The following is a 10,217-nucleotide window of genomic DNA, read 5'->3' on the forward strand; positions in this document are numbered from 1 at the left end:
CGCCCAAATGGCTCAATCGGGGCAAAGCCCACTCCCCTCTGGTCCGTTCGAAGCACAGCTCGCTTCATTCGCAAGCCAAGACAAATGATCGAGGTTGACAACGGTCCAGCATCCTCGCGTCGAAATGCAAGATCGCAATAAGCTCCCGCTTTAACCCGTGTTCGATGACGTCAGCCTTCCGCGGTAGATTCTTAGACGACACCTTTTGCTGGTCTCGTCGAATTCGTAAGACTTCTGCGAAATGCTAGGCAGCTTCGTCCAAACGCCGAGGCCCGCAAGCAGCGCAGCTGGCAGACGGCCAAGGCCGGTCGACCGTTTGAATGCTCTCTCCAAGCTCGCCAAAAGCAGCGCGCCAGCCTTTAGTCAGTTGTCCGCCAAGTGCTGCAACACGGCGCCCCGAAGCTACGAATGCGCGACTGAAAGATTGCGCGGGGGGTTCGAGGAGGCAATCCATTGCCGTTTCTGCGATCATCGCGGTGACATAGGCCAGTTCCACCGGACCGTAGGGTTGATAATGTGCGCCGCACGCTGGTTCCTCTAGGGTGGCGTCGCCCCCTTCCGGCCACTCGATCACCGTCACATCCGGCGCCCCGGTCCGTCCGATATGGCATTGCAAGCATCCGTCGCCCGCACCGATCGCGGCTGCATGGCCGGCGCAGGCATGCGCCTCAGTCCACCCGTAAAGAATAGGTCTCGCGCGGCCCTGCGCGACATGCCACCGATTGAGGGCGCTTTCGGCACCCCAATTGCCGGTCGCGGCGACGATCAGGTCGGCCTCCGAGAGCACATTCCCGTCTTGCGCGATGAGCTGATGGAGACCCCACGGACGATGTTCGACGGTGAGGTGCGGATAGTTGGTCCGAAGTTGCTCCGCCAAAGCCTCGGCTTTGTTACGGCCGACATCCGTCGCACCAAGCGGATGACGACCGACATTCGGCCAGCCCAGAAACTCAGGATCGACTAGCACCATCCGTCCAACCCCCGCCTGTGCCAAAGTGCACGCGACGGGCGCACCGACCGAACCACAGCCGACCACGACAACGGTCGTGCCAAGCAGATGATGCGTGCGAGAATCCTGAGCGCGCCCATGTACCCAATCAGCGTCCGCGCGCTGGACCTGGGTCCGCACGATCGGAAGCGCGCCGAAGAAGCGTCCCAGAAGGAGAGGTTGTGGCGTATGGCCCGGTCGGAACCCGACCGACAGCGGCTCGTCCGGCGCGCGTGGCCGGCCCTTGCGTCGCTTCGGATTAAGCGCCTTCACTCCAATCAACGCAGCGCCGCCGCGCCCGACCGCGCCCAACAGTGCTAACAACTCGTCGGGCTCGTTGCTTGCCACCTCTTCAAGAACGGTCCGCGCATCATTGTTGATTCGTTCGGCCATCCGATAGAGATCAGCAGCGGTTTCCGGGTACTCGACCGGCAAGGGCGGCGTTTCCAGCCAGAGGAAGGCCGCCGCTTCAGTCTTGATTGGCGTCTTATCCCCAAAGCGATGACGGACCCAGGCGGCCAAGGATTCTTCGTCTTCTCCAACTACCTCGATGCCTTTTCCGCGCCAAATCCGCACTCGCCGCGAGACCGGGCCTGGCACGATCAAGCTGAACAGCGCTTTGCCTTGTGAATGCGCCTTGTAGCCCCAGTAGGTCACGAATTCCTCGCGGAAATCGCGATCGACTATGCCACCCTCCAGCAGCTCCTCAATCAAAATGATCGAGCGATGAAGGAGGCCCAGGGCGACCGCTGACGGATCGTCCGGATCCCACTCGGCCATATTGGGCAGTAGACAAAGGACGCCGTCGCTTTCGACATGCGGCCAAGTCATCGCCTCGGGGTGGTCAACTAGCGCCGTTCTCACCGGCGTCGTTGGAAAATGCCTTCCCGCCAGCAGGTCGATGCGTCGGGTCACGCCGTCGGAGAAGGCAACTTTGATCCGCCAACCGGCCGCGATCCAATCGCGGGTGGAATAGTCTGCGCCAACCGTCGTGGCGTCGAGTCGCTCTGGCGTCTGACCCGCATGCTCGCGCAAGGCCCCTTCAAGGCGAAGCGCTGCCTGTCGCCAACCGAGTGGTAAGGCATCACTAGGCATGGCGACCGCCGCCGGCGCTGCTGACTGCGCTTGCCGCCGCCGACGTCGCGCCCAACAGCGCAGCCGAACTGATGATCGCCGGAGCAACTAGAGAGGCGCGCTGCTCATCTTCCAAGCGCTCGCTGAAGAATGTCGTTGCGAACACCTTGTCCCAGCATTTGAGGGCCTTCTCGCGTGTGCAGTCGGTGTCAAAGAGCGGTGCCAGCGTGTCGATTGCCTCAGTCAACTTCTCGCGGAAGCAGCGAGCCTTGGCATCGTCACTCCCATTGGTGATGGTGTCCCCTGGTGTTACTGGGTGGGCGACGACAAGGTTCCAGTTCAGCCGATCACGGATGGCAACCATAGTGTCATATAGCGCGCGATCCTCGCGATCGTTCGTGCGAAACTTCTCGGTCGTCAGAATCGTGATGCCAAAGCCGCTAAGGATCGAGCCGCGCCAGCTATAGCGGCTGCGGGCGTATTTCTTCAGGTCGCGATTGATGCGGCGCAGCTGGATGCCGTTGGCTGATGCGGCGCGTTGGTCCTCGTACCAGTCCGACACGTCGCGGGCGTCAGACCGCTTCCAGCCGCTGCTCGCCGCTAGCTCGTAATGCACCTCTTCGCCGAAGACGGTGTTTGTGACGACGCGGCGGTAGACCGGCAGATCGACGTGATAACCCTTCTCATAAAAGACGCGCACGCAGTTCGATCGCACCTCAGGCGCTCGCTTAAACTTGCCGTCGTCGACCGCATCGCGCACCATCCAACGCGCCTGTAGGGACGTCATCTCGGCCCCGCGATCACCGACCAGATCATTCTTGTGGAAATAGACCCCGTCATCGATGTCATAGTCGTTGTCTGGGTCGCGGCACATTGTCTTCATGGCGTAGCTGCCCTGTTTGACGAACTCGATTGGCTTGGGCTTGCCAGCCTTCTCCAGCCCGTTCCGCAGCCGCGTCCGGTTGGAGTTTCGTCGGTCGCGCATTGCATCCTGCTCGCTCTTGGGCAGGGTCACATCCTGGTCGTGGTAAGCACGAACATCTTTGGCGCAGTCGAACATCACCTATCCTTTCTGCATATCGGTGGAAGCGGGACGCCAGACGGCACCGGTGGCCGGCATTGGCGGTAAATCGAGCATGAGTTGGCGAATCATGCGCCCGTCGGCGCTGTTGGAATCATCGCAAGCACTCTTGGTCAGATCGGCGTCGGTGTGCGCCTGACCGACCAGCCGATCCATCGCCTCTGGCCGAGTGTCGTCGAGGGCGAGGTACGGCATCATACTTGCCGGCACCGGCTTGTTGGGAAAGCGCACGCGTCGGATCGAGCGACCGCAGTTGCTGATGGCGTTCGTCAAAAGCCTCGCCATGTGATCGAAAGCAAACTCCTGCGTCGAGATGCTAAGAGGCGCGACGTCAGCGCCGAGCGACCAGTCGAGCATAGAGCGGTGCGCGCTCTCTGCGTCGAGGTGGTCACCCTCGGGGCGCGGACATGTTCCGAGTGAGTAGATCTCGATCGGACGATCGGGCGGTGCCACCGTTAGCGCGTCGACGAGCCCGACCATAATCGGATTATTGGCCCACAGCCCCCCATCGGCGAACACCTGCTTGGGTCCACCCGGCGCGTTCGGGTCATCAATGGCGGCGAGCGAGCGGTAGATTGGCGCGGCGGTCGTGGCCATGCAAACGTCCACCAGCGGATAGTGATCGTCGCGCACCCCGCTCTTGGGAGTTTTCTTGAAGACCCAGGCGCGGTGTTCGCTCATCAGCACGGTCGGGATTGCTAGCGAGATGCCGCGCCTTTCGAACACGTCGATCATAGTGATATCGTCGAGCACGCCGCGCAGCGCCTCACGCAGCGCCTTGTCGCCCGTGCGCACGAAACGGCTGCCCTGGCTCGCTCGGTAGATAGCACTCCGCTTCCCCGCGATCCGATGCGGGAAAATCTTGGGGCCGTGATCGCGATAAAGCGCCACTACTTCCGTCATCGGGCGCCCAACGGCCAGCGCACAGCCGACAATCGCGCCGGTGCTGGTCCCGGTGATCAAGTCGAAGCCGCGTCCCAGATCGAGGGCAGATTCGCCGCGAATGCGTGCGAACTGATCAGTCAGGCGCGCTAGAAACGCGGCCGTATAAATGCCCCGCATCCCTCCGCCGTCCAAGCTGAGCACGCGATATGGTCGCTCAGCGCCGTACTGTCTTTCGCCGTTCCCCATTTACGCAATGCTTCCTTTGAAACGACCTAGTTGCCCTATCCGCGTGCCGGAGCCAGGGTGCCTCCGAGGTGCCCAGTCAGCCCTTCGGCGGGAAGGGGTCGTTGCCGTACGAATTGGCGTCGCGGATGCGACCGTCCGGTCGGTGAATGATGACTTCGCCGCGTTCGCGAACCGCGGTGCCACGCGCCGCCTGTGTTGCATCGGCTTGGGTGCTGTGTGTCGATCCCACGCGGGTGGCACCTTCGCGACGCGTGGCCCACCCCGACCCGTGGGGCACTACGTGAATCCTCTTCGACATCGTTGATCCTCCGACTCATCCGGGGCACCGCGCCCTTACACAGCAAGGTCTCCGAGTCTGAGCGTCATGTCAAGCTATGAGCACGAATACATGTTTGTACTGAGCACACAATGTTTGCGAAGTTGACATTCCTGAGAACGCAGCGCAAACAGGATGCATGGCAAGCGAAGCGCTCTACAAGGCTTTCGGCAGCGCGGTCTCAACGCGCAGGAAAGCGCTTGGCCTTACCCAGGCGGAACTGGCAGGCAAGGTGAAGATGTCGCGTGCGTCGATCGCAAACATCGAGAGCGGCCGACAGAACATCCTCCTGCATCACGTTTACGCGCTCGCCGCCGCACTTGATTTTACCAAGGTGGCAGAACTCCTGCCTCCGACGCCGCAGAAGCCTTTAGGGGATGGACTGAAGATGATGGTTTCCAATCAGCAGACGCTTTCGCAACATGCTGAAGCTCAAGTCGCCGACCTGATCACAACCGCGTTGCAGCCTCGACGCGGCAAGGCTTGATTATGGCTGATGCGGATTTTGATCGGGCGCGTGCATCTGCGCGTTCGATCCTCGAGGAGTTTGGTGTGTCGACGCCACCAGTCCCGATCGAGCGAATAATTAAGTCGCGGAAAATCGTCCTTCAGTATGCACCACTCGACGAGGACCTCTCGGGTATGGCGTACATCAAGGATGGCGTCGGCATCATTGGGGTCAATGCGCTGCATCATCCGAACCGACAGCGGTTCTCGGCTGCTCATGAGCTAGCACATCACATACTCCATGCGCCTGTGATCAGCCAAGCTGTCCATGTCGATAAGGGGATTCGCGTCCTATTCCGTAACGATGTGTCAGCGCTGGGGACTGAGCCGATGGAAATCGAGGCCAACGCGTTCGCGTCAGAGCTTCTGATCCCCGGTTACCTCTTGGCTGCTGCGTTGGAGGGCGGTGGCGTCGATCTAGAGGACGAGGCGGCGATCGAAGGGTTGGCCCGTCGGTTCAGAGTGAGCGCCGCGGCCATGCGTTTTCGGCTAATTCGCTGGTAGCGCGCCTTGAGCTTCGTATTCTTCGATACAGAGACGACGGGGCTCAAGCGCGGGTTTGATCAGATCATCCATTTCGCGGCAGTTCGCACCGACGGAGACCTGAATGAATTAGGGCGCTTCGAAGCGCGCTCGCGCCTCCAGCCCCATGTGCTCCCCCATCCCTCGGCGTTGCGTACGAACAGCTTGCCGATCGATTGGCTGACGGACACCAACCTGCCATCGCACTACGCGATGGTAAGCGACATTCGTCGGAATCTGTTGTCTTGGAGTCCGGCCGTGTTCGTCGGCTTTAACTCGATCCGCTTCGACGAGGAGATGCTGCGCAATGCGCTCTTTCAATGCCTATACCCTGCCTATTTAACAAGCAATCACCGCAACTGCAGGGCCGATGCCCTCAGTCTGGTGATGGCCGCTGATGCGGTCTCGCCAGCTCAGCTTGTTGTGCCAATTAACGATGATGGCCGAAGGACATTTCGTCTGCAGCACTTGGCGGCGGCAAATGGAGTGGCTCATCCTCGAGCGCATGACGCGATGTCCGATGTGCTTGCAACGGTCGAGCTCTGCCGACTAGTACGGCAGCGGTCCCCGGAGCTTTGGCAACGGTTCGTGCGGTTCTCGAACAAGGCAACTGTTTCAGATTTCGTCGACACCGAAGATGGTTTCGTGCTGACGGAGTTCTACGGCGGGCAGGCTTATCATGCGCCGGTCGTATGTATCGGTGTTGACCCTGACCAAGCAAACGGTCGCATTTGCCTCAACCTCAATGAAGACCTCGACCATCTCACTGCGATGGGTGATCTCGAGCTTCAGGCCCATTTGACGCAAAAACCCAGTCCGATCCGTCGCTTCAGGGTCAATGCAGCACCGACTCTGACCGCTCTCTTCGATGCTCCCGAACACATGATGGAAGGTGGCTCGATTGGCCGCATCGAAGAACAGGCCCGGCGCGTGAAGGCTGACTCACATCTACGTGAGAGGGTTTTCGCCGCTTACAACGCTATTCGCGAGCCATTTCCCCTCTCGCCTCATCTGGAGGAGCAAATTTACAATGGCTTCCTTGGGCCGGATGACGAGGTGCGCATGAATAATTTTCACCAAGCCTCCTGGCCTGATCGCCTCCAAATTGTACAAGGCTTGGAAGACGAGCGTCTTCGGTGGTTAGGCTTACGCCTGATATATTCCGAAGCCCGAAGGGTTCTTCCAGCAACGGTAAGAGCCGAAATAGAGCTCCGATTGGCAAATCAATTGGCTGGAGATGGATCCGGCTGCCTCACATACGCGCTTGCTTTGACGGACACGGATAAGTTGATTGGGGAAGGAGCAGATCACGACGGCCTGCTGTCTCGCTACCGTGACTACTTGCAAGATCGTAGCGCACGGGCTGCCACATTGATGACGCAGATCGTGGTTTGAACTTTATTCCTCCCAAAATACTGCCCGTTTGTAGATCATGTAGTGGCCATGGTTGGGTGGGCGCAGTGTTCACATCAATCCTCGTACAACGTCCCGTAATCGATCCTCGACGTCATGGAGTGGCCTGTTGTAGAAGGGCCCAATCGCCACATCTTGCGAGAGCCAGAACCTATGGCAGCTCTCGTTAGGCCGATAAGAAGCAGGGTGGACGGCCTGTAAGAGGGACGCAACCTATTCAGTCATTGCTTGGCAAATCTACGATACGGAAAACAGCTCCCGAACTGGCATCGCGGACAAGGTCAACGCATGCGCCATCCCAGTGGTAGTCGAGGTGCCGCCCTTGAAGGGGATTTGACGCGCAGTCCGGGTAGAAGAGTGCGACGCAATCTCCACCGGGATGCCGGATGCTCGGGTAGGCAATCCCGTTTGATCCCGCGCCCCTGAGCTGCCGCGCGACCGCTTGGGATGCGGCATAGCTGTTGGGATCGAGCGCGGGAACCGGCTCTCCCGCGGTGGATCGCAAATCATGGAGGTCAGCATCGACCGACATTACGATCTCTCGGAACTGTGAGGTCCAGCCAGGTGCTTCTCTGGTTCGCGCCATGAAGTGGGCATGGTGGTGGATCGTCTCGAACAGTGCGGTCTCGAACCGGTCACCAACATAGAGCACGCCGTAGCTGCCATCGGTAAAGCGGCTCGGCCGGTCTATGCTGACGTGGGTGAATGGCGCCATGAGGTAGGAGGCGCCGCTGCCGCCAACGCGGCGTTCGACCGGCACCAGATCGAGATTGCCGATCGTCGCCATGATGCGGGGATTGGTCTTCTGCTCTGCCGAGATCAGCAGCGGCCAGTTGGCTGGATCAGCGATGTCCTCGAACAGGTCGATCGGTGGAAAGGCACTGCGGATGATCCTGACAGCGCCCTTCCACTCAACTCGAGAAACGGGGATATCCGCCGTTTCGTTCACCAGCCACCACGCTCGGCGTCGAGGTAGCGACGCACCCGCATTATGTCGGTGAGTTCGCCCCCGAGCATCACGTCGAGCGCACTGGCTCCACCGAACGCATCATTTGCCGACCTGATCCAGGCATAGCCACGAGTTGCCTCCGAGAAGATGATCCGAAGCGCCTTGTGGATGCCCATGAGGTTGGAGAGGCGCGAACGCCCATCACGCGAGACGCGCCCGGGACCTTCGGCTTTCCAGCGGCGATAGGAGCGCACTGGCATGTCGAGCAGCGTTGCAGCCTGCTCGTCGGTCAGCTCCCACTTGCCAAACAGATTGAGGACTGCCCGGAACATGGCAGCTGCCTCATCCTGGGTAATCGGATCGGGACGGAAAGCGGTAACGGCAGTATCAACGGGTTGCAGAGCCAGCATGGCATTTCTCCATATGGCAGTATATACGCGCTATAATGCCATTTGGCAATGGTCTATGCGGATGATGCCAATCTGGCAATCACGCTCGTCGCGCCCTCGATCGGCACGAACAGCCGCGTCTGGTAGCGGATGATTTCCGTGAAGCAGCCCTGGGCCTTGTACCAGTCGAGGCGAACCGCACTCCATCCGGTCAGTTCAATTCGCTGTGAGCCGTTGACCAGGCTGCGCTTGACCATGAGCTGCTCGCGGCCAGTGAATTCCATGGCTCGGCCGGTCGCCAGGATGGTCTGGACGATGTCTTCGGCGGAAAGCGTTTGCTCGCGTTCCAGACCCAGCGCCCGGCACAGTTCCGGAACACAATGGAGAGGAACCTCCCGGCCAAGGAGCGACCGGCCATCCGCCGCTGAGATGCGGCTGACCTTTACGAAATCGGACGGGAGCTTGTCCCAGACTGGCAGCAGTAGCCCCGTCGCCAGATGGAGGCGCTCGCGCTTGTGGCTCGACCGCGCTTCCTCGACCTCGGCTGCCCAGGCTTTGCGGAATGCGTCGACGGAAATCCCCTCCCAGCTGCTCTCAGCCAGCTGATCCTCGGTGATGTGGCTGCGCTTTAGCGGGCGCAGCAACTCGAACCGGGCCACGCGCGTGCCGTCATCGGCAAGAATGCTGCGGGCGGGCACGAGCAAGCCAACCCGGCCTGAACGCGCGTTCCGCACAGGCCGCTGGCTTTGCCCAGTGAGGCCGTGGAGCTCTTCGAGCCTCTTCAGCGTCAGCGGCTTCAGGGCCCGGGCGATTTCCAGTTCCAGCAGATGGGTGGTCGCGCCCGACGCCGGATCCGTACGCAGCAGCGTGTCCGTCAGGCCCGTGAAGTCCTCGACCGCGATGGTCTCAACGCCGAGATCAAGCGTCCCGGCCTGGCGGGCGGCATCGATACGCGCCTCGACCAGCCCCATGAACTCGTCAAAGATCGCATTCTGCAAGGCAATGGGCAACGCGAGGATCCGATTGAGCCAGCGCTGGATCGACGGCAGGTCATCGACCATCGACCCGTCAGGAGCTTCGATCCTGAGCCCCGTCAGCTCCTGGAAGCGCCCGAGGCTGACCGCTTCGAGCTTACCGGAGAACAACAAGCCGAACCAGCGGTGGAGCGCCTCCCTGGCGTAGATGCTTTCGAGATTGTCGGCCGGATCGAACAGGTTCTGTCCGCCGGTCTGGCGCTGCCCGCGCGTCAGAGCTCCGAGGCTGTCGAGGCGGCGTGCGATCGTCGAGATGAACCGGCTCTCACCGCGCACATCGGTCGTCACTGGTCTGAACAGCGGGGCTGATGCCTGATTGGTACGATTGGTCCGCCCTAACCCCTGGATTGCAGCATCAGCGCGCCAGCCCGGTTCGAGCAGGAAGTGGACGCGGCGGGCCTGGTTCTTGGCGGCCAGATCTGCATGGTAGCTGCGTCCGGTTCCTCCGGCATCGGAAAAGACGAGGATGCGCTTGCTGCCGTCCATGAAAGCCTGCGTTTCAGCGACGTTGGCGCGCGGTGACCGGGATTGGAGTTTCTGACAACCATCGCGGCCGACGATGAGCCGGCGTGTCCGGCCGGTCACTTCCGCCACCTGATCCAGGCCGAAGCGTTCGATGATGGCATCAAGCGCGGTCGCGATGGGCGGTAAAGCGCAAAGCTGCTCGATCAGCCGGTCGCGCGCGGCGAGTGCCGATCGGCAGAGCACCGGCGCGCCGTGTTCGTCGCTCATCGGCTCGGAGCGAGGATTGCCGTTTTCGTCGGTGAACACCGCCATCAGGCGAACAGGAAAGCTCTTTGCGAGATAGTCGAT

General features: G+C 60.9%; 10 protein-coding genes. 3 read left to right on the plus strand and 7 right to left on the minus strand.

Translation table 11 applies throughout. The annotated features are described in order from the left end of the window. Window positions 1-244 precede the first annotated feature (244 nt). The 4 genes from ACM61V_RS17575 to ACM61V_RS17590 form a co-directional block, all read right to left on the minus strand. Complete coding sequence (locus ACM61V_RS17575) at window positions 245-2,023, minus strand: ThiF family adenylyltransferase (protein WP_419714230.1); 1,779 nt, start codon at window positions 2,021-2,023, stop codon at window positions 245-247. 52 nt (window positions 2,024-2,075) lie between these two features. Beyond that, the gene (locus ACM61V_RS17580; RefSeq protein WP_419714231.1) at window positions 2,076-3,122 is read right to left on the minus strand and encodes a cyclic GMP-AMP synthase DncV-like nucleotidyltransferase; all 1,047 of its coding nucleotides are present in this window, start codon (window positions 3,120-3,122) and stop codon (window positions 2,076-2,078) included. A 3-nt stretch (window positions 3,123-3,125) separates the two neighbouring features. After that, window positions 3,126-4,274 (minus strand): patatin-like phospholipase family protein, encoded by a 1,149-nt coding sequence (locus ACM61V_RS17585; RefSeq protein ID WP_419714232.1) that lies wholly within the window; start codon window positions 4,272-4,274, stop codon window positions 3,126-3,128. A 76-nt stretch (window positions 4,275-4,350) separates the two neighbouring features. Continuing rightward, entirely contained in the window at window positions 4,351-4,572 is a 222-nt protein-coding gene (locus ACM61V_RS17590) for a DUF2188 domain-containing protein (RefSeq protein ID WP_286866191.1), read from the minus strand. A 157-nt stretch (window positions 4,573-4,729) separates the two neighbouring features. On the opposite strand from ACM61V_RS17590, the gene ACM61V_RS17595 reads away from it, so the two are divergent. The 3 genes from ACM61V_RS17595 to ACM61V_RS17605 are packed head-to-tail and all read left to right on the plus strand — an operon-like array spanning window position 4,730 to window position 7,014. Further along, window positions 4,730-5,077 (plus strand): helix-turn-helix transcriptional regulator, encoded by a 348-nt coding sequence (locus tag ACM61V_RS17595; RefSeq protein ID WP_286866188.1) that lies wholly within the window; start codon window positions 4,730-4,732, stop codon window positions 5,075-5,077. Window positions 5,078-5,079: 2 nt separating this feature from the next. Next, entirely contained in the window at window positions 5,080-5,601 is a 522-nt protein-coding gene (locus ACM61V_RS17600; RefSeq protein WP_286866186.1) for an ImmA/IrrE family metallo-endopeptidase, read from the plus strand. Between the two features lie 6 nt (window positions 5,602-5,607). Beyond that, window positions 5,608-7,014 carry an exonuclease domain-containing protein gene (locus ACM61V_RS17605; protein WP_419714233.1) on the plus strand — a complete coding sequence of 469 codons (1,407 nt, stop codon included), beginning with the start codon at window positions 5,608-5,610 and terminating at the stop codon, window positions 7,012-7,014. A 235-nt stretch (window positions 7,015-7,249) separates the two neighbouring features. On the opposite strand, the gene ACM61V_RS17610 is transcribed toward ACM61V_RS17605, so the two are convergent. The 3 genes from ACM61V_RS17610 to ACM61V_RS17620 form a co-directional block, all read right to left on the minus strand. Next, entirely contained in the window at window positions 7,250-7,981 is a 732-nt protein-coding gene (locus ACM61V_RS17610; RefSeq protein WP_419714234.1) for an RES family NAD+ phosphorylase, read from the minus strand. Further along, a complete protein-coding gene (locus tag ACM61V_RS17615) occupies window positions 7,978-8,391 on the minus strand; it encodes an MbcA/ParS/Xre antitoxin family protein (protein ID WP_184053456.1) in 414 nt (137 codons plus the stop codon). Before ACM61V_RS17615 ends, ACM61V_RS17610 begins: the two co-directional genes overlap by 4 nt. A 53-nt stretch (window positions 8,392-8,444) precedes the next feature. Then, a partial coding sequence (locus ACM61V_RS17620) for a strawberry notch C-terminal domain-containing protein (protein WP_419714235.1) occupies window positions 8,445-10,217 on the minus strand: 1,773 nt, incomplete at its 5' end.

Origin of the sequence: Sphingomonas sp. TX0543 (genome assembly GCF_048565505.1) — a bacterium.
Lineage (GTDB): Bacteria > Pseudomonadota > Alphaproteobacteria > Sphingomonadales > Sphingomonadaceae > Sphingomonas.